The organism is Streptomyces sp. NBC_00236, from assembly GCF_036195045.1.
In the GTDB taxonomy this organism is placed as follows: Bacteria; Actinomycetota; Actinomycetes; order Streptomycetales; family Streptomycetaceae; genus Streptomyces.
Genome location: NZ_CP108100.1, coordinates 390,074 through 413,007, shown reverse-complemented (window position 1 = coordinate 413,007; position 22,934 = coordinate 390,074). Strand labels below are relative to the sequence as shown.

The 22,934-nt window shown below is 69.8% G+C and carries 20 protein-coding genes; 10 read left to right on the top strand and 10 right to left on the bottom strand.

Going from position 1 to position 22,934, the window contains the following annotated elements:
• Window positions 1-253: 253 nt before the first annotated feature.
• Window positions 254-1,210 (bottom strand): aldo/keto reductase, encoded by a 957-nt coding sequence (locus OG446_RS01830; RefSeq protein WP_328892335.1) that lies wholly within the window; start codon window positions 1,208-1,210, stop codon window positions 254-256.
• Window positions 1,207-3,153, bottom strand: coding sequence for a hypothetical protein (locus OG446_RS01825; RefSeq protein WP_328892334.1), 1,947 nt, complete (start codon window positions 3,151-3,153; stop codon window positions 1,207-1,209). The genes OG446_RS01830 and OG446_RS01825 overlap by 4 nt, the downstream gene beginning before the upstream one ends.
• Window positions 3,154-3,262: 109 nt before the next feature.
• On the opposite strand from OG446_RS01825, the gene OG446_RS01820 reads away from it, so the two are divergent.
• The 3 genes from OG446_RS01820 (at window position 3,263) to OG446_RS01810 (ending at window position 6,032) form a co-directional block, all read left to right on the top strand.
• Entirely contained in the window at window positions 3,263-4,087 is an 825-nt protein-coding gene (locus OG446_RS01820; RefSeq protein ID WP_328892333.1) for an amidohydrolase family protein, read from the top strand.
• A gap of 122 nt (window positions 4,088-4,209) precedes the next feature.
• Window positions 4,210-5,196 (top strand): acetylxylan esterase, encoded by a 987-nt coding sequence (locus OG446_RS01815; RefSeq protein ID WP_328892332.1) that lies wholly within the window; start codon window positions 4,210-4,212, stop codon window positions 5,194-5,196.
• Between the two features lie 68 nt (window positions 5,197-5,264).
• Window positions 5,265-6,032 (top strand): GntR family transcriptional regulator, encoded by a 768-nt coding sequence (locus tag OG446_RS01810; protein ID WP_328892331.1) that lies wholly within the window; start codon window positions 5,265-5,267, stop codon window positions 6,030-6,032.
• Between the two features lie 133 nt (window positions 6,033-6,165).
• Here OG446_RS01810 and OG446_RS01805 read toward each other — a convergent pair whose 3' ends face one another.
• The 5 genes from OG446_RS01805 to OG446_RS01785 form a co-directional block, all read right to left on the bottom strand.
• Entirely contained in the window at window positions 6,166-8,157 is a 1,992-nt protein-coding gene (locus tag OG446_RS01805) for a right-handed parallel beta-helix repeat-containing protein (protein ID WP_328892330.1), read from the bottom strand.
• Between the two features lie 52 nt (window positions 8,158-8,209).
• Window positions 8,210-9,121 carry a carbohydrate ABC transporter permease gene (locus OG446_RS01800; protein ID WP_328892329.1) on the bottom strand — a complete coding sequence of 304 codons (912 nt, stop codon included), beginning with the start codon at window positions 9,119-9,121 and terminating at the stop codon, window positions 8,210-8,212.
• A gap of 9 nt (window positions 9,122-9,130) precedes the next feature.
• Complete coding sequence (locus OG446_RS01795) at window positions 9,131-10,060, bottom strand: carbohydrate ABC transporter permease (protein WP_328892328.1); 930 nt, start codon at window positions 10,058-10,060, stop codon at window positions 9,131-9,133.
• Window positions 10,039-11,283 carry an ABC transporter substrate-binding protein gene (locus OG446_RS01790; RefSeq protein ID WP_328892327.1) on the bottom strand — a complete coding sequence of 415 codons (1,245 nt, stop codon included), beginning with the start codon at window positions 11,281-11,283 and terminating at the stop codon, window positions 10,039-10,041. Before OG446_RS01790 ends, OG446_RS01795 begins: the two co-directional genes overlap by 22 nt.
• A 211-nt stretch (window positions 11,284-11,494) precedes the next feature.
• Entirely contained in the window at window positions 11,495-12,799 is a 1,305-nt protein-coding gene (locus tag OG446_RS01785; RefSeq protein ID WP_328892326.1) for an alpha-L-fucosidase, read from the bottom strand.
• Window positions 12,800-12,908: 109 nt separating this feature from the next.
• Here OG446_RS01785 and OG446_RS01780 point away from each other — a divergent pair, with 109 nt between their 5' ends.
• Window positions 12,909-13,742 (top strand): ribonuclease activity regulator RraA, encoded by an 834-nt coding sequence (locus tag OG446_RS01780; protein WP_328892325.1) that lies wholly within the window; start codon window positions 12,909-12,911, stop codon window positions 13,740-13,742.
• Between the two features lie 489 nt (window positions 13,743-14,231).
• Here OG446_RS01780 and OG446_RS01775 read toward each other — a convergent pair whose 3' ends face one another.
• Window positions 14,232-14,636: a MerR family transcriptional regulator gene (locus OG446_RS01775; RefSeq protein ID WP_328892324.1), complete on the bottom strand. Its 405-nt coding sequence runs from the start codon at window positions 14,634-14,636 to the stop codon at window positions 14,232-14,234.
• Window positions 14,637-15,046: 410 nt separating this feature from the next.
• Here OG446_RS01775 and OG446_RS01770 point away from each other — a divergent pair, with 410 nt between their 5' ends.
• On the top strand, window positions 15,047-16,534 hold the full coding sequence (locus tag OG446_RS01770) for a SulP family inorganic anion transporter (protein ID WP_306068823.1): 1,488 nt from the start codon (window positions 15,047-15,049) through the stop codon (window positions 16,532-16,534).
• Window positions 16,535-16,582: 48 nt separating this feature from the next.
• Here OG446_RS01770 and OG446_RS01765 read toward each other — a convergent pair whose 3' ends face one another.
• On the bottom strand, window positions 16,583-17,365 hold the full coding sequence (locus tag OG446_RS01765) for a VOC family protein (protein WP_328892323.1): 783 nt from the start codon (window positions 17,363-17,365) through the stop codon (window positions 16,583-16,585).
• A 438-nt stretch (window positions 17,366-17,803) separates the two neighbouring features.
• On the opposite strand from OG446_RS01765, the gene OG446_RS01760 reads away from it, so the two are divergent.
• Window positions 17,804-18,334, top strand: coding sequence for a DUF5133 domain-containing protein (locus OG446_RS01760; RefSeq protein WP_328892322.1), 531 nt, complete (start codon window positions 17,804-17,806; stop codon window positions 18,332-18,334).
• A gap of 186 nt (window positions 18,335-18,520) precedes the next feature.
• Entirely contained in the window at window positions 18,521-19,354 is an 834-nt protein-coding gene (locus OG446_RS01755) for a class II glutamine amidotransferase (RefSeq protein WP_328892321.1), read from the top strand.
• Window positions 19,355-19,413: 59 nt separating this feature from the next.
• Here the strand turns inward: OG446_RS01755 and OG446_RS01750 are convergent, their stop codons facing one another.
• Window positions 19,414-19,992: a type 1 glutamine amidotransferase domain-containing protein gene (locus OG446_RS01750; RefSeq protein ID WP_328892320.1), complete on the bottom strand. Its 579-nt coding sequence runs from the start codon at window positions 19,990-19,992 to the stop codon at window positions 19,414-19,416.
• A gap of 338 nt (window positions 19,993-20,330) precedes the next feature.
• On the opposite strand from OG446_RS01750, the gene OG446_RS01745 reads away from it, so the two are divergent.
• The 3 genes from OG446_RS01745 (at window position 20,331) to OG446_RS01735 (ending at window position 22,907) form a co-directional block, all read left to right on the top strand.
• Window positions 20,331-21,422 carry a glutamate--cysteine ligase 2 gene (locus OG446_RS01745; protein ID WP_328892319.1) on the top strand — a complete coding sequence of 364 codons (1,092 nt, stop codon included), beginning with the start codon at window positions 20,331-20,333 and terminating at the stop codon, window positions 21,420-21,422.
• Between the two features lie 140 nt (window positions 21,423-21,562).
• The gene (locus OG446_RS01740; RefSeq protein WP_328892318.1) at window positions 21,563-21,742 is read left to right on the top strand and encodes a hypothetical protein; all 180 of its coding nucleotides are present in this window, start codon (window positions 21,563-21,565) and stop codon (window positions 21,740-21,742) included.
• Window positions 21,743-21,938: 196 nt separating this feature from the next.
• Entirely contained in the window at window positions 21,939-22,907 is a 969-nt protein-coding gene (locus tag OG446_RS01735; RefSeq protein WP_328892317.1) for an LLM class F420-dependent oxidoreductase, read from the top strand.
• Window positions 22,908-22,934: the final 27 nt, after the last annotated feature.

The window sequence follows — 22,934 nt, the reverse complement described above, 5'->3', positions numbered from 1 at the left end:
GCCGGACGGGAAAGCGGTGGGCGCGATCCGGTCGAGCCCACTCGGCGGGTCTGCAAGGGACGACCGGGACCCCGCCTGGGACGAGGACGACCGGATGGTGCCCGGAAGCCGCGGCCGTACGGCGAAGCGGGCGCTCCTTCGCCATCGGCCAGGTGCCCGGTTGCCGCCGCCGCACGCACGGGGACGCCCGGCAGCCGCCCGGGGGTGCGTGCGGCAACCGGGCTCCGCCGAGGGCCGCCCCGGAGCGACGGGGTCAGCCGACGCGCTCCTCCAGCAGCTGTTCGGGGACGAATCCCGCCTTCGCGAGCCGCTGCCAGAGCTCGTCCGGAATCGGGAAGCGGGCAGCTGCCACGTTCGCCGTGACCTCTGCCGCCGAACGGCAGCCGAGGACGACCGAGTCCACGGCACTGTGCAGCAGCGGGAACTGGATCGCAGCCGCGGGGAGCGGCACCTCGTACGCGTCACACAGGGCCCGGCACTGCCGCGCCCGCTCCAGCGTCGCAGCGGGAGCCGGTCGGTAGTTGAACATGGCACCGGGTGTGGGGTCGGCCAGCAGGCCCGTGTTGAAGACACCGCCGACGACCACCGAGGTACCCGCCCTGGCGCACAGCGGCAGCAACTCGCTGAGCGCCTCGTGGTCGAGAAGCGAGAGACGGCCCGCGACGAGTACGACGTCGACCTCGAACTCCGCCACGTACGAGGCGAGCGGAGCGCTGTGGTTCATGCCGAACCCGATGGCCTTGACCAGGCCTTCCTCGCGCAGTCTGCGCACCGCCGGATAGGCCGTGCGGCGGATCTCGTCCGGGTAGTCGTCCGGGTCGTGCAGATACAGGATGTCGACGCAGGAGCGGCCCAGGCGGGCCAGGCTCGACTCCAGGGACTCCCTGATGCCGCGCTCGGTCCAGTCGGTGATCACCTCGCCGGGTGAGCCGTCCGGACGGGGGCGCAGCAGCCAGCCCGTCTTGGTGGAGATCACCGGGGCGGCGCCCCCTGAGGAGGGCAGCAGCCGGCCCAGGCGCCGCTCGGCGAGGCCGTGTCCGTAGCGGGGAGCGGTGTCGACGTACGACATTCCTCCCTCGGCCGCCGCGTTGAGGGTCGCGGCGGCGTCCTCCTCGCTGACGTCCTCGAAGAGACCGCCCAGGGGAGCGGTGCCCAGGCCGAGGCGGGGCAGGGTGAAGGGCAGCCGCTTCGCTGCCGGCCGGTCGCTCATGCCGTCTCCCACGGTGAGGCGCAGGCAGCACGTCCCGCGCGCAGGGTCATGGTCAGGGTCAGCCGGATCCGCGTGTTCGCGGGGAGGCCGACGCGGACGTACGGTCCGCCGACCGGCCGGCCGGGGCCGTCGTCCACGCGGACGGCTCCGACATGGTGCTCGGCGAACGAACCCGCCTGTACCAGCAGGGAGCGCGCCGCAGTGCCGAGGTTCACCAGCTCCACCACCGTGTGATCCGGGCGGATGTCGGAGACGAGCGCGGCGACGTCCGGCGGAAGGCCGGGGCGGCGGGCGTCCGCGTCGTGGTAGCGCACGTGCAGGTGGGCCAGGCCGCCGTTGTAGAGCACCTGCGGGGAGCCGGTGGTCAGCTGCAGCAGGGCTTCGGTCACGACGGGGTTGAGGTGCTGCCAGTGGTGGATGTCCAGCGCGTCCGGACCGGTCGCAGGGTCGACGGTGTCGTTCTCGATGGCCTCCACGCGCTCGGCGCAGCTCGCCAGGGCGCTGCGCAGCATCCGCTCGGGATACCGCGGGTTCCGCCCCTGCAGGAACTCGTACCAGGGCTCCTCGTGGCCCGCCTCGTCCTTGATGCGCTGGGTGTGCACGGCCGTCCAGTCCCAGCGGGATGCCGACCGCAGCCGCTCGATCCGCTCCCTGTCGGCTTCATCGCGGCTGAAGTGCCAGAGTGCGAGAGGGAGTTGTCCCGGCATGATGGTGTAGTCGAACCAGCCGGAGTCGTTGTGCCGCTGAGGAACCATGAGGGTGCGCTCATCCGTCATGGCGCGCAGCTGCGGCTCCCAGCGCTCGCCCAGCGTGCCCATCCCGCCCGCGCCTCGCAGCTCGGCGTGGGACATCACGACATCGAGGGGATTGCGGGCGAGGTCCAGGAAGACCCGGTCCCCGGTGAGAAGGGTCGCGTTGGCCGCGCCGATCACGGTGGCGCTGCCGACGGGGGAGAGACCGTGTGGCCAGGACCATCCGTAATGGCCGCCGTACCAGCGGCCGTCCAGGTACTCGCCCACCACACCGCTCAGGCCCGCGTTGTCGGGCACGACCGCACGGCCGTCGAGCCGTTCCTGCCACGCGCCGACGTACTCGGCCACCCAGTCCGCGTAGCGCTGCTCGCCGCTGAGCAGAAACGCCTGGGTCGCGAGGCCCGTGGCCGCGAGGTTCACGATCGTGTCACCGCGGCCCATCCGCTCCCACATCGCCCGGCCGTACGCCCGGGCACGCTCGGGTGACGCCTCCAGGTCGTCGAAGGAAGCGAGGTCGTCGACCCCGTCCAGCGGCATACCGTACGGGCGCAGGGCCGGGCTCCACGGGAAGTAGGGCTCCTCGTCGCTGAAGCCGGATCGCGGACCCGCCGAGCCGTTGTGCGGGGCGCGCACCACGCGGTGTTCCGGGTCGTAGTTGGGCCCGCCCGGAAGGTAGAAGTCGGCGAAACGCAGGGCGAGTCGGCGCAGCTCCTCGTCGTCAGGATCCGCGAGGCACAGACCGTAGAAGAGGAGCATTCCCTCGCCCTGGTGGAACCAGTCGTAGCCCCGTTCCAGGCCGTCGACGAGCATGCCCATCTCGGTGAGCTGCGCGGTGACACCGCTCCAGTGCCGCCGTGCGGCCGCCAGCAGATCCGCATCTCCGCCGAGCACGTACAGCGTCGGCCAGTTGAAGAACGGCTCGTAGAAGTCGTCCACCCCGTCCCGGCCGTCCAGCCCCCGGCCGAGCGTGTCGCGGAAGACGAGGCGGCCGTCCCCTTCGGTGTAGCGGTCGGCGAAGCGCCGCCAGGCCTTGTCCTGGTAGGCGAACAACTGCCGTTCCAGCTCCGCCCATCGGGGGATGTCGGTAACGGCCCGGGTCGCGTTCAGCAGAGGCCCGTGCACCTCTTCCCCTGTATGTGTGCCGCCGGTCCGCTCAGGCCTGAGCATCGAGAACACCTGCTCCCTCGTCACGTAAGCATTGAATAATCGCCCATCGATAGCCGATGGTTAGACTCACCGGCGGGGAGCCGACGTGTCAATACTCAGGAGCCGCCCCGCATGCCCGAGGAGGAGGCGCACCGTGATCGACTGCCACGTCCACCTGTGGGATCCGGCCGGGGGATTCCCCTGGATCAAGCCCGGAAGTGAGCACCATCACCCCTTCGGGGAGAGCGACTTGGAGCGTTCGGGTGCGGGCCTCGGGCTGGCCGGCGCGATCCTCGTCGAGGCGTCGCGCGGAGACGCGGGAGAGACGGCCACGCTGCGCGAACTGCACCTGCGGCGCCCGGACCTGGTCGCCGGGTACGTGGCCAACCTGCACGTCCACGGCGTTGACGGGCCCGGTCCGTTCCGTGCCCTGCTGCACGAGTGGGGTGCCTCGCGCCCGAACGGGATGCGGCTGGGCGGCGCCTCCTGGGCGGACACTCCCGAGGCGGCCCGCGCGCTCGTCCCCGTACTGGCCGAAGAGGGCGCGGTCCTTCAGCTCAACCTGCATCAGGGGGCGTTGAGGACGGCGGCCGACGTCACCGCCCGGCATCCGGAGCTGACGGTCGTCGTCGACCACCTGGGAAATCCCCCGGACCCGCGCACGCCCGAGGCGGGGGAGTGGTACCGCGACATCGAGCGCGCAGCCGGGGGAACCGGCGTGGTGGTGAAGATCTCCGGACTGCTCACCCAGCAGCACGGCGCACCGCAGCAGCGCATCGCGCACATGGTGCGGCACGTCGTGGACACCCTGGGCCCGGACCGCTGCCTCATCGGCTCGGACTGGCCGATCTGTCTGCCCCGGGGCTCCCGGGCCGACTCGCTCGCGACGTCCGGGCTCGGTCTGGCGCACCTGACGGACGACCAGCGCGATCGCGTACGGCACACGACCGCGGTCCGCGTGTACGGACTCGACAGCTGACCGTCCACCCGGTTGACAGCGTTCGAACGCCCCTGATTCGATTCCCTCGATGATCGATAGGCGATGATCAGCAGCCGGCTCGGCATCGCCGAGAGCGGGCCCCGACCTCAGCGGAGATGCTCATGGCACAATTCGACCTTCCCCTGGACGAGCTGGAGAGTTACCGGCCGGCTCTCGTCGAGCCCGACGACTTCGACGCCTTCTGGCAGGAGACCCTCGCCCGGCACGAGGACATCGGCCTCGCGGTCTCGTTCGAGCCGGTGACCAACGGGCTCGTCACGATCGACACCTTCGACGTGACCTTCGCGGGCTACGGCGGCCACCCCGTACGCGGCTGGCTCCACCTGCCGGTGACGCGCACCGGCCCACTGCCGGTCGTCGTGGAGTACCTGGGCTACGGCACCGGACGGGGAGCGCCCCACGAGACGCGCCTGTGGGCCGACGCGGGCTACGCGCACTTCGTCATGGACACCCGAGGGCAGGGCGCCGAGACCCCCGACGCCGACCCGGCCACCGGCGACATCGCGGCGCCCGGCTTCCTCACCCGCGGCGTCCTCGACCCGCGCCGCTACTACTACCGGCGCCTCTACACCGACGCGGTGCGCGCCGTGGCCGCGGCACGCACGCACCCGGACGTGGACCCGGCCCGTGTCGTGGTCACCGGAACCAGCCAGGGCGGCGGCATCACGCTCGCCGCCGCGGGTCTCGTCCCCGACCTCGTGGCCGTCATGCCGGACGTGCCGTTCCTGTGCCACTTCCCGCGTGCCACGACGATCACCGACATGCCTCCGTACGACGAGGTCACCCGGTTCGTGAAGCGGCACCGGGAGCACGCGGCCACGGTGACCCGCACCATGTCCTACTTCGACGGGGCAGCCCTGGCCCGGCGGGCGAACGCGCCGACGCTGTTCTCGGTCGGGCTGATGGACCGCATCTGCCCGCCCTCCACGGTGTACGCGGCGTTCAACCACTACGGCGCGCACGGGAACGTGGATCAGTCCGACAAGCAGATACGGGTCTATCCGTTCAACGACCACGAAGGCGGCGGCGCCTCCCACGAGGTAGTCAAATTGGAGTGGCTGGCCGATCAGCTGGAAACCTCGGTGTGACTCCAACGAGGGAAGACGGGCGCGTATTATGTCGCAACTGACGTGCCCCAATGCAGGATTGGGAATTCATGGCATCACATGCGTCCGGTGGGTTCGTCTCCACGCTGGCCACCAACAAGGACAGGTTCCGCAAGACCCTGATCTCGGACCAGGTGTACGACCTGCTTCGTCAGGCCGTCGTCGAGGGCGATCTCGCGCCGAACGACCGCGTGGTCGAATCCGAGATCGCCCGGCGGCTCGGTGTGAGTCAGGCCCCGGTGCGCGAGGCGGTCAAGAGGCTCGCCCGTGAAGGCCTGTTCATGCATGTCCCGCGCCGCGGCCACTTCGTCGTCGAGATCTCCTCGCGGGACGCGGAGTACGCACGTCAGGTACGCGAACCACTGGAGAGCCTGGCCGCGCAGCTCGCCGCCGAGCACATCACCGAGGACCAGCTGGCCGAGCTCGACGCGCAGGTCGAGAGGATGCACGAGGCGGTCGCCACGAACGACGTCAGCAGCTTCCGCGACGCCGACATCGAGTTCCACACCCTGGTCAGCCGGTTCGCGGGCAATCCGTTCCTGGCCCGCATGTGGGAGGTCATCGAGCCGAGTCTGCGCACCCTGCGGGCCATCTCCGACCCGCTCTTCGACGGGGACCGCCGCGCCATGGCCGATGAACACGGGCGTCTCGTCGGCCTGTTGAGGTCCGGGGAGCCCGCAAAGGCGGCCCAGGCGTTCGCCGACCACGCCGCCGGCCGGGGACCCGTTCCCGACGCGCGGGAGACGAAGCGGCCCCGCAAGAAGGCCGCCGCGACGAAGCGGACGACGTCCAGGAAGGCAGAGCCGAAGCCGAACTGACCGCACGTGCGGGGGCCCGGTCCGGAACAACCGGACCGGGCCCCCGCACGTGCAGGGCGCGGGCTGGGCGCTCTCGTTCGGATCATGCCGGGCTCGCGGGGTCCGGCATCCGGCCTGATCCAAACGAAAGGCCCTACCGGCGGGCACCCGCCGTCCACTCGGGCGCCCCGTACTGGTAGGCGCCCAGGCTCGGCACCGCGTCCGTGGAGCCGTCATTGATCCCCGGAAGCACGAGTGCCTGGCCGCGGGCCGGTGACCCGGCGGTGAGCCGGTAGTCGTGGTTCGCCGCGTCGACGAAGAGCGGGTCGGTTTCCGCGGGGAGGTTGTGGGAGAGGACGAGCCCGCCGTCGGTCGCGCCGGTCAGGCCCCGGATCGTCCCGAGGTTGTTGTAGATCTCGGTACCGGTCGACTGCCCCGGCTCCTTCACGTAGAACAGCGTCATGCCGCCGGTGTTGTTGTAGACGCCGTTGTCGTGCGATCCGGTCCCCAGACCGTTGAGCATCACCGTGCCCTCCCGGTTGCCCCAGCCCACGTTGTTCGCGATCACGAGGTCGCTCTGGCCGTTGTCCGCGTAGACCCCCGAGATTCCGAACGTGGTGGAGGTGGTGGCCGGAGCCGGGTCGTGGAGCACGTTGTGGTCGATGGAGGTGCCCATCATCCAGGCGCTGCAGCAGGTGTAGATCGCGGCGACGTCCAGGCTCATACGGGCGTAGCCGGAGATGTCGTTGTACGCGATCAGGTCCTTGCCCGGGGCGAGACCGGCGACCTCGTTCCACTGGAGGTTGATGCCGCTGCGGCCGACCCGGGAGATCGTGTTGTGCGTGACCGTCTGGCTGTTGCCCTGCACGGCGATGCCCGCCGCGTAGGTGCCCATGTAGTCGACGTCGTGGATCACGTTGTCGGTGGCGGTGTTGTTCTGTCCCCGGAGCGCGATGCCGTTTCCGGCGCTCAGCGACAGATCACTGTTCACTATCCTGTTCCGGGTGCCGTCGAGGACGATGCCGGTGTCGCCGACGCCCCGCGTCACCGTACTGCCGCAGTCCGTCGCGCCCCGGGTGATGTCCGTGTAGTGCGAGAGGTACCGGCCGTCGATGCCGTCCAGCGTGACGCCCGTGCTGGAGGGCCCCGTGGCGATGGTGGTGGCGAACAGGCCGATGCCGTCGACCGTCGTGTGAGAGGTGCCCGTCAGGTCGAAGCCGAGAGTGCGCCGCTTGGCCTCGACGGTGTGGGTGTCCGGGTCGTCGGTGCTGTAGACGTACAGGCGTTTCGCCGCCGGGTCGTAGAACCACTCGCCCGGACGGGCGAGTTCGCCGATCTTCCCGGAGAGTGCGTACCGGGTCTCCTCGGGAACGACCTTGTGGACGCACGGCGGCGCCGCGTCCAGCGTCACGGAGCCGACGGCGGAGCTCTTGACCATGGTCGTTGCCGACACGTACCAGTAGCCGGTGAGGGCACGCGCGCCGTCCCAGTACCCCGCCGGGCGGGTCAGATCCGCGTCGGCGACGGTGGCGTCCGCGCTGCCCGCACCGGCGTACTGGAGCGAGGGAGCGAGCAGGTCGAGGCCGGGATAGGGCCACTGGGCCTCGACGCCCATCCTCTTGTCGGTGAAGACCTGCACCGTGGTCACGTCCGGGCCGAGGTCGGCGCTGGTGCTGTATATGTGACCGTCCGCCACGGCGTCGCTGAACTGCGAGCCGGCGGCGAACGGGTCGGTCGCGGCGATCTCGGTGACGTCGGCGGCGGTGACCGGTTCGAAGCCGCCGATCCGGGAGGCACCGCTCACCGTCACCTTCGCGCCCGGGGCGGCGCGGTAGCTGACGGGCAGTTCGGCGGTGCCGGAACGGGCCGGCACGACCGTCTCCTCGTACGTCCCGGACAGGACCAGACACGTGTCGCCCGGCACCATCACATCGGCGCACTTCTGGATGTGCCGGAACGGGGATGTGCCGCTGCTCCCGTCCGCCGTGTCCCGGCCGGACGGTGCGACGTAATACGTGTGCCCCGCCTTGGACTTGACCGGATGGGCCGCGGCGGGATGCCCCACCGCGACCATGGCCAGCGACGCGAACAGGACGGCCGCGGTCCACGGTCCTCCACGGGACCGTCGTTTCGGGTTTCTCAGCACGCGTGGTCCTTTCTCGGCTGTTTCTCGGACGGGAAGTGCAACGCGGCCCCGGTCAGCCCTTCACGGCGCCCACGGTGAGACCGCTGATGATGTGGCGCTGCATGTAGACGAAGAAGATGACGACGGGTGCGATGGCGAGCAGAAGGTTGGGGAACACCTTCGTCAGATCGGTCGAGTACTGGCTGATGCCGGCGTAGACGGCCGTCGTCACCGTGTAGTGCCCGGACGATGGGCTGAGCAGGATCTGCGGGGAGATGAAGTCGTTCCAGATCCCTATCGAGTTGAGGATGAGCACGGTGACCACCGCAGGGCGCATCAGCGGGAAGATGATGGCCCAGAACGTCCGGAATCGGCCCGCGCCGTCGATCGTCGCCGCATGGTCGATGTCCACCGGAATGGTGCGGATGAAGCCGACGAACAGGAAGATGCTCACCGGCAGCGTGGATGCCACGTCGTGTGCGACCAGGCCGGTCACGGTGTTGGCCAGCCCGATCTCGCGCAGCACGTGGATCACCGGGATGATCACGGCGGCCCCCGGAATGAAGGTGCCCGCCAGGAAGTACAGCAGAACCAGCTGAGTCCGCCGCTTGAGGCTGCGCGCGATCGCGTACGCGGCGGGGCCGGCGAGCAGGATGCACAGCACGTCGACGAGCACGACGAGGAACAGCGTGAAGCCGTATCCGTCGATGACGTTGAACTGCGGGCTGCTGATCGCGGCTGACATGTGCTCGAAGGTCAGCCCGTCCAGCGGGATCGAGAAGGGGTTGTCGAGGATGTCCTGCTGCGACTTGAAGGCGTTCACCACAAGCAGGTAGACCGGCACGATCATGATGACGAGGAGCACGCCGAGCAGCGCCCATCGTGCGGGCGAACGAGTCTCCTTGTGCTCCGGGTCACGTGCTTCCGCGCCCTTGGCCGGCGCGGCCTTCGGCCTGTCGCGGACCTCTGCTTCCAGTACGACCACCAACGGCTCCTAACTTCCTGTCGCGGCCTGGTCCTGGCGGTTGCGCAGTGCCGTCACCACGAGGGCGAGCACCGCGGAGACCACCATCAGGAACACCGCCTGGGCGGTCGCGTATCCGACTTTGGTGCCCTCGAACGACCGGGCGAGAATGAGATAGGTGAAGGTCTGCGTCGACCCGGCCGGCCCGCCGCCGGTGAGGCTGACCACGATGTCGTAGGCCCGGATGAGCCCCACCAGGTTCAGCACCGTCGCCACGGTCACCACGGGCGCGATCATCGGGATCACGATCCGCTGATTGATCTGCCGCTTGGAGGCGCCGTCGATCGCCGCCGCCTCGAGCAGTTCGGCCGGCACCGTCTGCAGCGCGGCCACGAACAGAACGACGTTGAAGCCGAACCCCGCCCACACGATCACGCCGATCAGCGAGATCAGCGCGAACCGTTCGTCGAAGAGGAACCCGAGCGGTTCGATGCCGAACCTGGCCAGCGTGTTGTTGATGGCGCCGTTGGTGCCGAGGATCGCCGCCCACAGATAGCCGAGGATCAGCGCGCTGATGACGTGCGGGAAGTAGGCGACGGCCCGGAAGAAGGAGTTCGCGCGCGAGCGGCCCTTGAGCGCCAGCGCGTACACGAGTCCCAGACCCACCATGAGGACGGTGCCGGCCGTGGCGATCAGCGCTGTCACGTACCAGGCGTCCGACGAACTCGGGTCGTCGAACAGGTGCGTGTAGTTGTCCAGTCCGATGAACGCGGCGGTGGAGAAGCCGTCCCAGTCGGTCAGGCTGAGATAGACGGCGACCCCCACCGGCACGACGGTCATCACCGTGTACAGGAGGACCGCCGGCCCCATCATCGCGAAGGACACGGCCGACTCACGCAGCCTCGCCCGACGCCGCGCCTGCCGGTCGACCCCGGCGGTCAGCTCTGCGAGTTCCACCACTTGTCCAATCCGCCGGCCGCGTCCTCGGGGGAAGCGCCTGTGTACAGGGACTGGATCTGCTTGTTGAGCTCGTCGCTGAAGCCGGTGACCGGCTGGCTCTCACCGGACTTCACGATCACCGACGGTGCCTTGTCGAGGATCTGCTGCACGGAGGTGCCGAGGCTGGACATCGGGTACGTGAAGCCCTCGCGCAGGTTGCCGTCGGAGGCGAGCTGGCTCTTGATGGCCTCCCGGTCGGTGGTCGCCCACTTCACGAACTCGATCGCCTCCGCCTTGTGACGCGACTTGTTCACGACGACGTACGGGTTCGAGAGGTTGCCGAACTGGCCGGACGGATACGCTCCGTCGGTCGGCATCGTGAACACCCCGATGTCGTCGCTCTTCTTCGCGGCGTCCGCGGCCGGCACGAAGAACGAGCCCATGACGTACATCGCGGACTTGCCGTTCAGGAATGCCGTCTGACCGTCCGCGTAGGTGAGGCCGAGCGCGCTCTTCTCCAGGTAGCCCTCGTCGATCCAGCTCTTGTAGTGCTCCAGATAGGGCAGGTAGCCGCTCTCGGCGAAGGACGCCTTGCCCTGGTTGCGCTTGACCGTCCACCGGGGATCGGCGGTGAGCACACCCGCGTCGGCCATCATCGAGAACTGGGACCCCGTGACCCACTGCCCGGCAGTCTGCAGCGGCTTGTAACCGGCGTCCTTCAACTGGCCCATGGCAGACGTGAACTGATCCATCGTCCTGATCCGCGTCGCGTCGAGCCCCGCCTTCGCGAAGGCGGCCTTGTTGTAGAAGACGAGGGACTGTATCTGCTCACCCACACCCACCACGTAGTGCTTGCCGTCGATGGCGTACTGGTCGGTCAACGGTGTCTTCGCGGTCCAGGGCTGGTCGGTCAGGTCCGCGAAGAGCGAAGCGTTGTCGGCGGTCGGCGTGATCTGCTGTGCGACGTCCGGCGGGTCGCCCGCCGCCAGGTCCTGCCTCAGCTTCGCGTCCGCCGAGATCGTGCCGGTCAGTTCGAGCTTGACGCTCACGCCGGGGTGAGCCTTCTCGTACCCGGCGAAGAGGTCGTTCCAGTAATTCTCCGTCAGGTTCGGCGTGATGTTCACGATGACGCGGAGGGTCGTGCCCTCCGATGCCTGGTCGGACCCGTCCCCGCAGGCGACGGCCGACACCATCACCAGGGGAGCCACGGCGAGTCCGCAAGCGCGGCGCCACATTGTTTTCATCGGGACACGCTCCGTTGCGTAGTCGTGAATAATCGATAGCTGCTTTCCAGCCGTGGAGTCCTGGGCGGAAGGGCGGCGGGAGGGGACGGGCGCCCGAGGGTTCGGATCGCCCGGCGGGGTGGTGCGATGCCGTGGAGGCGGGGCCGGGCCCACGCCTCCAACAGGCCTATCGTCTATCGATTGTTGATGCTAGAGGCGGCTCCTTGCTTCTTCAAGGGTGCTGCCGCAACCTGTCGTTTCCGGTACTCGCGTCCAGCTCCAGCTCGATCACCGGGAGCAGTACGTCGGGCCTGGCGATGGGCAGAGTCAGGGTCAGCGTCCCCGGCGGCTGGCTGGGCGGCGCGAGGTTGTTGTGTTCGTGTCGCGCGCCGTCCGTCTCGTGGAAGAGGATCTCCGAGCCGTCGTGCAGGAGTTGGGCGTAGCGCACGCGCCCGGCCAGCCCGGGAAGGTGAAGGTGCTTGAGCGGCCAGGCCGGAAGGTGCAGATACAGCCGGTTGCCGGACTGTGTGTACAAGGCGTGCGAGGGCGGTTCGAAGGAACTCGGCCCCGCGCCGTGCACGGACCGGGCGTGCAGGTGTGTCCACGCGCCGATGGCCCGGAGCGTGGCGCTGGCCTGCGGGTCCAGGGCGCCCCGGCCGTTGGGCCCGACGTTCAGGATGAGGTTGCCGCCGCAGGCGACGGACTGCACGAGCATGCGGACCAGCAGCGCGGGGTCCTTGTAGTCGTGGTTGTCGCGGTCGTAGCCCCATGAACCGTTGAGTGTGTGGCAGGCCTCCCACGTCACGCGCTCGCCGTTACGCTCCAGCGGCCGGTCGGGCTGGTACTGCTCGGGCGTGACGTAGTCGCCCGGAATGCCGAGCCTGTCGTTGACGAGGATGCCCGGCTGCAACTCCCGCACGGTGGCGAGGAGATGCTCCGCCCCCCACTCCTCCGGGCCCTTCTCCGGGTACGTGAAGTCGAAGAACAGGGTGTCGACCGGGCCGTAACCGGTGAGGAGTTCACGTACCTGGCCCTCCATGTAGGCGCGGTAGCGCTCCATGTCGCGGGGCTCCTGCCGGGCCGGGGTGTCCCGCAGCGGGTGGTGCTCGTCGACCGGGAAGTCGGGGTGGTGCCAGTCGAGCAGCGAGTAGTACAGGCCGACGCGCAGCCCTTCGGCGCGCATCGCGTCGACGAACTCGCGGACCAGGTCGCGGCCCGTCACGCGTACCGACGTGTAGTCGGTCAGCGCCGAGTCGAAGAGACAGAACCCATCGTGGTGCTTGGCGGTCAGTACCGCATAGCGCATCCCTGACTCCCGGGCGGTGCGCGCGAGTTGGCGGGCATCGAAGAGGTCGGGATCGAACCGGTCCAGGTAACGGTCGTAATCCTGCTGCGGCATGGACTCCCGGCTGCGCACCCATTCGTGCCGTGCTGCCAGGCTGTACAGGCCGAAGTGGACGAAGAGGCCGAAGCGGGCCGCCTCGAACCACCCGGTGGGAGTGGGGCAGTCGGCGGAATCCGTGTGCGCACCGTTCATGGAGGGCTCCTGACGCATTGACAGCACTAATCGATTGGCTGTTATCTACCATCGATAGGCGATGATGTCACTGGCGTTGCGTGCGGCGAGCGCGCGGAGAGGCACGTGCATGCACTCGATCGGGAATCAGGAAGCGTCGTCGGCGGGGGAGACCCTCATCAGCGGGACGGAGGGGGCCGGTGTCTATGAGTCGATGCGCGCACCGGTCCACACCTCCGCCCATGTGCGGCCCACCCCGCAGATGGTGGACGCGCTCAAGGACGTGAGCGCGGCGACGGCCTGCGCGAAGCTCCATCAGATGGGGATCACCCGGACGTTCATCGACGGCCCCGTGCCCTTGCACCGGGAACCGGACGTCAAGGTCACCGGCGGTGCCGTGACGCTGCAGTTCCTTCCACAGCGGGAAGACGTCTTCAACGGTGCGGAGCAGGAGGACATCGAGCGCAAGACCCCGCTGTGGGGCGTGCTCGAATCCATCCAGCCGGGCGATGTGCTGGTCATCTCGGCCCAGGGCAGCCACTTCACCGGCTGCCTCGGCGACATGCTCGTGCGCTACTTCAAGCTGCGTGGAGGCGCCGGCATCGTGGTGGACGGGCGGGTGCGGGACGCGGCCAGGGTGCGGGCGCTCGGCGTGCCCATCTGGTGCACCGGTGTCACTCCCCATTACGCCTCGCAGACCGAGCTGTTCCCGTCCGCGTTCAACGTGCCCGTCGGGGTCGGCGGCTCACTGGTGACCCCCGGCGACCTGATCGTCGCCGACGAGGACGGGGCCGTCGTCGTGCCGCAGCAGAACGCGATCCCGCTCGCCGAGGACTCCCTGCTCCACCAGGACCGCGAGGCGTTCGCCCGTCGCCGCCTCGACGAGGGCGCCAGGCTCTCCGACTACTATCCGCTCACCGGCGAGAGCATGACCGAGTACCTCGCGAGCCGGTCCGCCACCTGAAGGGAACACGATTCCGAGGCTTCTCCTGGAGGCCGAGGTCCTCGTGGCGGCCGCCTCGCAGCTGACCGCCGAGTCGCTGGACGAGGTCCGCCGGGCGGTCGCTGCGGCGGCGGGCGCGGACGACGCCCTCCGGCTCCCCGTCCTGTCCGCGGCCCGGTCCAGCGCCCTCGGCCGGCACGTGCGCGACGCCTGCCGCGACCGGGCCACGGAACTGCGGTCCGGCCGGCCGGAGTTCTGCGTTCCGCGATCGTGCGGACCACCGTCGCGGCCCAGGCCGCCTTCACGCGCGAGCAGCTCGGCCCGCAGAATTCCGCGCCCTGACCGGCCCGTTCGAGGCGGTCGGTGTCGCGGCCCCGGACGGGTTGTCCGGCAGGTGGTCACCGGGTACCTGGTGCGCCGGGCCCGCCGCCTGCGGAGGGACGGTTTCCGTCCGGGCGGCGACCGCCCGCCGCCTGTGGGCCGGTGGCCCGCACCCGGCGGTCGCACAGGTCAGCTGTGCGCGTCCTGCGGCAGGCGCGCACGGAGGGTGCCGGCGAAGTCCTCGGCCCGGGAGAGCTGGACGCGGAGTCTGGTGACCTGTTCCGCGGCAGCCCGTTCGTACTCGCGTACGCGGTCCAGCAGCGCCTCGCGCTCACCGGCGTCCAGCGCGTCGCCCGCGTCGAGGCGGTCTGTCGCATCGAGCAGGTCACGCATCTGGTCGAGCGTGAAACCGAGCGGCTTCATGCGGCGGATGACCATGAGCCGTTGGACGTCACTCTCGGTGTAGAGCCGGAACCCGCCCTGCGAGCGGGCGGAAGGAACGACGAGGCCCGTCTCCTCGTAATGGCGGATGGTGCGCAGGGACAGCTCGGTCCGTGCGGCGACCTCGCCGATCTGCATGTGCCTGTCGTCCACGCCCGTGGTCCCGGCCCTTCTCCTCGTGGTGGGCCGCACCCTGCGCGAACGCGACCGACCTCTACCCTAACGTTAGGGTAGAGTTGCTGACGGCGAGGACCGGGCGACTGCTCCGTTCCCACCCATCGTTTCCGGGGCCGACGACGACCCGGGGCAGATCCGATTCTTGCAGGAGTGAGCGTGCGCGAGCCCATGGTGCTGAGCGTCCCCACCTGCCCGCCGTGACTTTCGCTCTCCGGATGTGAGTGACCCGGCCGTGCGCCCGGGCTCCGTCCCTCCCCTTGAGCTCCGGCCCGCCAGGGCCGTCCGCGAGGGTGCCGCCCGGCCCCTTTGCTTTTTCCGCACGCCCCGGCCTGCCGGCGGGGTCTGCCCGAGCACGACAGGTCCTCACCTCCTTGTCCTCTTCCGTCATGACGCCCGCCGCTGTGCTGCGCGGCCTGAAGCCCGACTGGCTGTCCGACCCGAAGGTCTGGCGTACCGAGATCCTGGCCGGGCTGGTGGTCGGGCTCGCACTGATCCCCGAGGCCATCTCGTTCTCGATCATCGCGGGCGTCGACCCGGCGATCGGACTGTTCGCCTCGTTCACCATGGCGGTGGTCATCTCGGTCGTCGGCGGCCGCCGTGCGATGATCTCGGCCGCCACCGGCGCCGTCGCCCTCGTGATCGCCCCGCTGAACCGTGAGCACGGCCTGGGCTACCTGATCGCCGCCGTGATCCTGGCGGGGGTCTTCCAGGTCGTGCTCGGCGCCCTGGGAGTGGCGAAGCTGATGCGGTTCGTGCCGCGCTCGGTGATGGTCGGATTCGTCAATGCTCTCGCGATCCTGATCTTCATGGCGCAGGTGCCCGAGATGCACGACGTGCCCTGGGCCGTGTACCCGCTGATCATCGGTGGCCTGGCGCTGATGGTCTTCTTCCCGAAGGTCACCCGGGTGATTCCGGCCCCGCTGGTCTCCATCGTGATCCTCACCGTCATCACGGTCGCGGCGGGGATCGCCGTGCCGACCGTGGGGGACAAGGGGGACCTGCCGTCCTCGCTGCCGGTGCCGGGCCTGCCGGACGTCCCCTTCACCCTCGACACCCTGACGACGATCGCCCCCTACGCCTTCGCGATGGCGCTGGTCGGGCTGATGGAGTCGCTGATGACCGCGAAGCTGGTCGACGACATCACCGACACCCACTCCTCCAAGACCCGCGAGTCCATCGGGCAGGGCATCGCCAACATCGTCACCGGCTTCTTCGGCGGCATGGGCGGCTGCGCGATGATCGGCCAGACGATGATCAACGTGAAGGTTTCGGGCGCCCGCACCCGGCTGTCCACCTTCCTCGCCGGTTCCTTCCTGATGGTGCTGTGCATCGTCTTCGGCCCGGTGGTGTCCGACATTCCCATGGCCGCCCTGGTCGCCGTCATGGTCATGGTGTCGTTCGCGACCTTCGACTGGCACTCCATCGCCCCCAAGACCCTCAGGCGCATGCCCGCGGGCGAGATCGCCGTCATGGTCATCACCGTGATCGTGGTCGTCGCCACCCACAACCTCGCCATCGGCGTCGTCGTCGGCACCGTCACCGCGATGGTCATCTTCGCCCGGCGCGTCGCCCGCCTCGCCGACGTCACCGCGGTCACCGACCCCGACGGCAGCGCCGTCGTCTACTCCGTGAACGGCGAGCTGTTCTTCGCCTCCTCCAACGATCTCGTCGGCCGGTTCGACTACGCGGGCGACCCCCAGCGCGTCGTCATCGACCTCTCCGCCGCCCACATCTGGGACGCCTCCTCCGTGGCCGCCCTCGACGCCATCGAGACGAAGTACGCCCAGCGCGGCAAGACCGTCGAGATCATCGGCCTCAACGATTCCAGCGCACACCTCCACGGGAAGCTCTCCGGAGAGCTCACCAGCCACTGATCCGGCGGGCGGCTCACGCGCCCCTCGCCGCTCAGCGGGTCTCCGCCGTCAGGGCCCGCCGGCCCCGGAGACGGTGAACAGGGCGCCGCCGGGATCGCGGATGATGTAGGCGTCCTTGGAGCAGCCGAGTGGGGGAGGGGCCGGCGAGGACTGCCCGCCGGCCGCATCGGCCGCCGCCGCGGTCGCCCGGCTGTCCGCCACGTGAAAGTCCACCACCCACCTCGGCCGCATCTTCGGATCCGGTGCGGATTCCACGCCGCCGCCCCGCAACGTGGCGACGGTGTGTCCGGCCACCTGAACCACGACGTGGTCCTGCGCGTAGTCCACCGTGCAGCCGCCGCTCGGCTTCGCCCAGTCGAAGACCCCGGCGTAGAAGATGGCCGCCTCGAAGGCATGACGCGTCATGAGGTCCAGACGGGCGGGAGCGCTGCCCCGCCCCACCGTCCAGGCCAGGGCAGGCCCCTCCCAGAAGCCGAAGGCGGCCCCGTCCCGGTCCGCCGCGAGGGCGGCACGCCCTCCGCCCAGCCGTGCGGGCCCGACGGCGAGTGTGGCCCCCCTCTCCCTGACCCGGTCCGCGGTCTCGTCGGCGTCCGTCACGGCGAAGTACGGCGTCCAGCGGGCAGCGAGGCCACGGCCGTGGCAGTACCCCAGGCCTGCGACAGGCTCGCCGTCCGCCACGGCGAGCGAGAAGTCGCGTCCGAGGGAACTCTCGCGGAACTCCCATCCCATCACCCGTGCGTAGAACGACCGGGCCGCGGGTGGGGCGGGCGTCGCCAGGCTCACCCAGCAGGGTGCGCCGGTGACCGGCATCGTCGTTCCGAGGGCCGGCATCGAAGACTCCTTGCTTGATGAGGGAAGCCGCCAACGGGTCCCGACTGCGACCCGTCGTCCGCTCAGTGGGGTCCCCGGAGCCGAGGGGAAACGCGGACCGCCGTTCCGGCAGGCCGCCGTGTTCCTCTCCGGCCGGTGCGGCCCGACCGCCGGGTCTCCCCAGCAACTGTGTGCACGCCCGCACCCCCGCCGCACCCGGACCGCGCCCCGTGTACCGCGCATTCCTCGTACCGGGCACGGAGCCGAGCCGTCGACCGGGCGGCATGGGCCGGGGACGGTCACCCGAGCGGCTTGGTCCACGGGCGCACTCCTGTTCCGGGTGTCATGTTTCGGAAATGAGCGCAGGGGGGCGGGCGATGACCGGCGCGTCCCCGTCCCGGTCGTCGCGGACCCCCCAGCCGCGGAACTCCTCCGTCGCCCCGTCGAGAAACGGCCCTGATGATGTCTGCCCGCATTCCGCGCAACCCCGAGCCCGGCGGAGGGAACACCTCGCCCGACGTGGCGGCTCCCGCAGCACAGCCCCCCATCGACGAGCCCAGGGCCGCGTGGGCGGTCGGCACGGTCATGGCGGCGATTCCGTGCTCGGCCCGGGATGCCGGGCGGGTGCTCGGCGCGGCGGCGAAGGCGGCGGGCGTCACCTCGGCGGAGGTGGCCGCCGCCATGGCCGCCGACTCACGTGGCGTCGCGATGCCTGTGCGTGTCGAGCGGGCGCTGCACCGTGCCGTGGCGGCGGCGCGCGCCGTACAGCCCAGGACCACGCACATCGGACTGATGCCGAGCCACGCCCGGACCGCCGAGGTCCTGGCGGAGTTCCGGGGCTGCCAGGCCCGGCTGACCGACGCCCCGTCCGACATGCGCGCGCGGCAGGCACTGGACGATGCCGCATACACGCTGTGCGTGCTGCTGGGCAGAACCGGCGTGCACGATGCGGTGCTGGCGGCGGAACAGCACCTCGCGGCGCGGGCCTAGGGACTTCGTGCGAGGCGCCGACGGGCTCGGCTTCCGGAGACTCCCTGCTGGTACCGGCTGCCGGGCGACCGCTTCACCGAGTCGGTAGCGTGGACAGAACAACGACACCCGGGCGCGCCGGGACCGTGGCGAGGCCCAGTACGCCGGGACCGTTTCTGCACCTCCACCTCGGGAAGGGCGCCGCTCATGTGCAGATGGCTGGCCTACTCCGGCACGAGTGTCGTGCTCAGCGACCTCCTCTACAAACCGGAACATTCGCTCATCGACCAGAGTCTGCACTCGCACCTCGGCGTCGAGACGACCAACGGCGACGGATTCGGCGTCGGATGGTACGGATCCGAATGGGACACACCCGCCGTCATCCGGGACACCGGGCCCGCGTGGAACGACCGTAATCTGCGGGAGCTCGCGGACCACATACGGTCGCCGCTGTTCTTCGCGCATGTCAGGGCGTCCACGGGAACGGCGATTCAGCAGACCAACTGCCATCCGTTCCGGCGCGGCCGCTGGATGTGGATGCACAACGGAGCCGTCGCCGATTTCCACCGTCTGCGGCGCGCCCTCTCCCTGGCCGTGGATCCGGCGTTGTTCTCCGCCCTGGAAGGATCCACCGACTCGGAGGTGATGTTCTACCTGGCCATCACCTTCGGTCTCGACCAGGACGTGCCGTGCGCCGTGGCACGCATGGCCGGGCTGATCGAACGACTGGGCCACGAGCAGGGGGTGGAGCATCCGCTCCAGATGACCGTGGCGGTGTCCGACGGAGAACGGCTGTGGGTGTTCCGCTACTCGAGCATGCGGGCGTCCAGGTCGCTGTTCTGCAGCACGGGTGCGGACACCGTGCATGCCCTTCAGCCGGACCTGGATGTCCTGAGGGAGGTGTCCGACGGAACCCGCATGGTGGTCTCGGAGCCGTTGGGCGGGCTGCCCGGCGAGTGGAACGAGGTGCCCGAGAGCAGTTACGGGGTCATCCAGCCGGGCGTCGACGAGTTCCTCCCCTTCGTTCCCGAACCCGTGTAGCCGCCCGCGTCAGTGCCGATGGCGGGAGCCGCCGAGAGCGGTGCGGGGCGTCCCCCGGGTCAGGTACCGGACAGCCCCGGGACGGCGAGCGCCGCGTCGATCTCCCGGACGAACGGCTCCAGATCGCCGGGGTTCCGTGAGGTGATGAGCGTCCAGCCGCCCGAATCGTCGGTGACGACCGGCTGATCGGTCCAGTCGCCACCCGCATTGCGGATGTCGGTCCGCAGCGAGGGGTAGGAGGTGAGCCGCTTGCCGGCGACGGCTCCGGTCTCCACCAGCAACCAGGGCCCGTGGCAGATCGCCGCGACGGGGCGGCCGGATCCGGTGAAGGCGCGCACGATGCGGCCCGCGGAGCCCTGCGTGCGCAGTGTGTCGGCATTCAACGTCCCGCCCGGTACCAGAAGCAGGTCGTACGCGGCCGGATCGACGTCGTCCAGGGTGAGGTCCGGGTGCAGTGTCCTGCCGCGTTCCTTGTCCCCGACGAGGGTCTCGACGGGGTCCTTCGTCATCGCCGCGACATCGACCTGGGCGCCCCACCCACGCAAGTGGTCGACCGGAACGACGAGCTCGTCCTGCTCCACGCCGTAGTTGGTGACGATGGCCAGTACCTTCCGCTTGCTCACCTCGTGGTCGCTCATCAGTTCGTCCGTCCTGTCTGTGCGGAGTACGTCGATCCCGCCGTTCCGGGACCGCAGCCTCTGGGTTCCCCCGGTGGCGGTGATCATTCCCGCGGCCTGCCCGGTCTCAGGCAGCCTGCGGCCGTGCCGGGGCTCCCGCAACCGTGCACCGCGCGAACGGCGCAGCGCCGTAGCGCGGGCGAGTGCGACACAGGTCCGGGAGGTGTCTCACGGCATTGTGCGGGAAGCTTGGACTGAACGCGGGCGACGCGAGACGGTCTCGGCCGCGACGGCGCCCGCCCGCGCGTTACGGGCACAGGGCGCAGGCGCATGGCACGGCGTTTCGGCTGGAGGACGCGATGGTGCGGACGGTGGGGGTGGAGGAGGAACTGCTGCTCGTCGACGCGCGGAGCGGTGAGCCCCGGGCGCTGTCGACGGCGGTGCTGGCCATGGCTGAGAACCGGGCGGCGGGCGACTCGGCCTTCGACCCCGAACTCCACCTCCAGCAAGTGGAGTTCGCCACTCAGCCGCGTAGCGACATGCGTGAACTCGCGAAGGAGATCCTGCGCTGGAGAGCGGAGGCGGCCGAGAGCGCCGCACAGGTCGGTGCCGACGTGGCCGCCCTCGCGACCGCGCCGCTTCCGGTCAGCCCGTCGATCGGGGAAGGGGAGCGGTACCGCTGGCTGGCCGAGAAGTTCGGCCTGACCACTCAGGAACAGTTGACCTGTGGATGCCACGTACACGTCTCCGTGGACTCGGACGAGGAGGGCGTCGGCGTGCTGGACCGGGTGCGCACGTGGCTTCCGGTCGTGCTCGCTCTGAGCGCCAACTCGCCCTTCTGGCAGGGGCGGGACACCGCGTACAGCAGCTATCGGAGCCGGGTCTGGGGGCGCTGGCCCTCGGCCGGTCCGGTCGAGACCTTCGGGTCTGCGCGCCGCTACCACGAGCAGGTTCAGGCACTCGTCGACACGGGAGTCCTGCGCGACAAGGGAATGATCTACTTCGACGCGAGGCTTTCGCACCGCTATCCGACCGTCGAGGTCAGGGTCGCGGACGTGTGCCTGGATCCGGCCGACGCCGTGCTGCTGGCCTCACTGGTGCGTGGTCTCGTCGAGACGGCGGCACGCGGTTGGCATGCGGGGGAACCGCCCGACGCCGTCGGCGTGGGTCTCCTGCGCATGGCCGCCTGGCAGGCCGGCCGTTCCGGACTGGAGGGGCACCTGCTCCACCCCGCGACCATGCGGCCCGAGCCCGCGTCCGATGTGGTGGCCGCGCTGCTTGCACATGTTCACGACGCGATGGAGGACAGCGGTGACCTCGACGCTGCCGAGGACGCGGTCGAGCGCGTGATGGAGCGCGGGACAGGGGCGCGGACTCAGCGCGATGTGCTCGCCCGCACGGGCAGCCTGCGGGCCGTGGTGGCGGAGTGCGTGTCCAGAACCCGTGGCTGACACGGCGGCGGGGTGGTCGGATCCGCGGGAAAAGCAGGTGCGGCTATTCAGGTTAAATCGTCATATGAGGGGAAACCTTCGCGCAGGGCGAATGACCGGATGCGCCCGCGCACGTACGACCCGGGAGGTACAGAGGGCATATGGGAAGGCAAGGCGAACTCATCCGCGCCCTGGCCATGAGGGCCACGGCGGCCAAGCTCAAGTCGGACGGCGCCGCGCTCGGCGACGAGGGCCTCAAGGAGGAAGGCCGGCGGAAGGAAGCCGCGGCACGGAGTCTTGCGGCGGAAGCGAGGGCGGCCCGGCGCGCGGCAGGCCGCTGACATCGCGAGACCACGGGAGCGGTCCGGACCGCCGGGACGGTGGCTGCCGCCGTGGCAGTCATGGCGTGTACGGCGCTGGTCAGGCGCCTCTCCTGTATCTGTTCCGGCGTCCACGGGTGCCACCGGAGGAACGTGCCTCGGCCACCTCGTTCCGCTGTGGATGGTTGACCTGCGGGACTACGGGAAACCAACCTATATGGTGCAATTCGGATACACGATGATGACCGAGCAGGCAGGGCCTCGGGCCCTCGTCGACGACGTGGTGGCTGCCGAGGAAGCCGGCTTCGACTTCTCCGTGACGTCCGACCACTATTTTCCGTGGCTGGAGTCGCAAGGACACGCCCCCTACGCGTGGAGCGTGCTGGGCGCGGCCGCGCAGGCCACCTCCCGCATCCGGCTGATGACCTATGTGACCTGCCCGACGACTCGCTACCACCCGGCGGTGGTGGCGCAGAAGGCTGCGACGATGCAGCTGTTGTCCGACGGGCGGTTCCGGCTCGGGCTGGGCTCCGGCGAGAACCTCAACGAGCATGTGGTCGGCGGGGGGTGGCCTGCGGCCCATCTGCGGCTGGAGATGCTCGAAGAAGCGGTGGAGATCATCCGCGCGCTGTTCGACGGCGGATACGTCAACCACCACGGCACCCACTTCGACGTGGACAACGCCAAGCTGTGGGACCTACCGGAGCTGCGCGTGCCCATCGGTGTCGCGGTCTCGGGAGACCGGTCGTGCGCGATCGCGGGCCGACTGGCGGACCTCGTCATCGCGACGGAGCCCCGGCAGGAGCTTCTCACCGGCTTCGACCGCCATGGCGGCAGCGGGAAGCCGCGGGTCGGGCAGCTGCCGGTCTGCTTCGACCGGGACCGGGACGCGGCCGTCGCCCGTGCACACGACCAGTTCCGCTGGTCCGTCGGCGGCTGGAAGGTGAATTCGGAGCTGCCGGGCCCCGCATCGTTCGATCAGGCCACGCAGCACGTCCGTCCCGACGACGTGGCGCGGTCGGTTCCCTGCGGGGACGACGTCGAGGAGTTCGTCGAAGCAGTACGCACCTTCACCGATGCAGGCTTCACCGAGGTCGCGATCGTGCAGATCGGCGGTGCGCATCAGCGGCCATTCATTCGATGGGCGCGGGAAGAGCTCCTGCCGGCACTGCGCGCCGGTGGCTGAACCGGTGGCCGAAACGGGCCGCAGGGC

Excerpts from the sequence above, each read along its gene's own strand:
- OG446_RS01735 (WP_328892317.1), top strand. The coding sequence starts at position 21,939 with ATGGTGCAATTCGGATACACGATGATGACCGAGCAGGCAGGGCCTCGG.
- OG446_RS01760 (WP_328892322.1), top strand. The coding sequence starts at position 17,804 with ATGATGTCTGCCCGCATTCCGCGCAACCCCGAGCCCGGCGGAGGGAAC.
- OG446_RS01750 (WP_328892320.1), bottom strand. The coding sequence starts at position 19,992 with ATGAGCGACCACGAGGTGAGCAAGCGGAAGGTACTGGCCATCGTCACC.
- OG446_RS01790 (WP_328892327.1), bottom strand. The coding sequence starts at position 11,283 with ATGAAAACAATGTGGCGCCGCGCTTGCGGACTCGCCGTGGCTCCCCTG.
- OG446_RS01810 (WP_328892331.1), top strand. The coding sequence starts at position 5,265 with ATGGCATCACATGCGTCCGGTGGGTTCGTCTCCACGCTGGCCACCAAC.
- OG446_RS01755 (WP_328892321.1), top strand. The coding sequence starts at position 18,521 with ATGTGCAGATGGCTGGCCTACTCCGGCACGAGTGTCGTGCTCAGCGAC.
- OG446_RS01765 (WP_328892323.1), bottom strand. The coding sequence starts at position 17,365 with ATGCCGGCCCTCGGAACGACGATGCCGGTCACCGGCGCACCCTGCTGG.
- OG446_RS01770 (WP_306068823.1), top strand. The coding sequence starts at position 15,047 with ATGACGCCCGCCGCTGTGCTGCGCGGCCTGAAGCCCGACTGGCTGTCC.
- OG446_RS01745 (WP_328892319.1), top strand. The coding sequence starts at position 20,331 with ATGGTGCGGACGGTGGGGGTGGAGGAGGAACTGCTGCTCGTCGACGCG.
- OG446_RS01785 (WP_328892326.1), bottom strand. The coding sequence starts at position 12,799 with ATGAACGGTGCGCACACGGATTCCGCCGACTGCCCCACTCCCACCGGG.
- OG446_RS01815 (WP_328892332.1), top strand. The coding sequence starts at position 4,210 with ATGGCACAATTCGACCTTCCCCTGGACGAGCTGGAGAGTTACCGGCCG.
- OG446_RS01740 (WP_328892318.1), top strand. The coding sequence starts at position 21,563 with ATGGGAAGGCAAGGCGAACTCATCCGCGCCCTGGCCATGAGGGCCACG.
- OG446_RS01830 (WP_328892335.1), bottom strand. The coding sequence starts at position 1,210 with ATGAGCGACCGGCCGGCAGCGAAGCGGCTGCCCTTCACCCTGCCCCGC.
- OG446_RS01780 (WP_328892325.1), top strand. The coding sequence starts at position 12,909 with ATGCACTCGATCGGGAATCAGGAAGCGTCGTCGGCGGGGGAGACCCTC.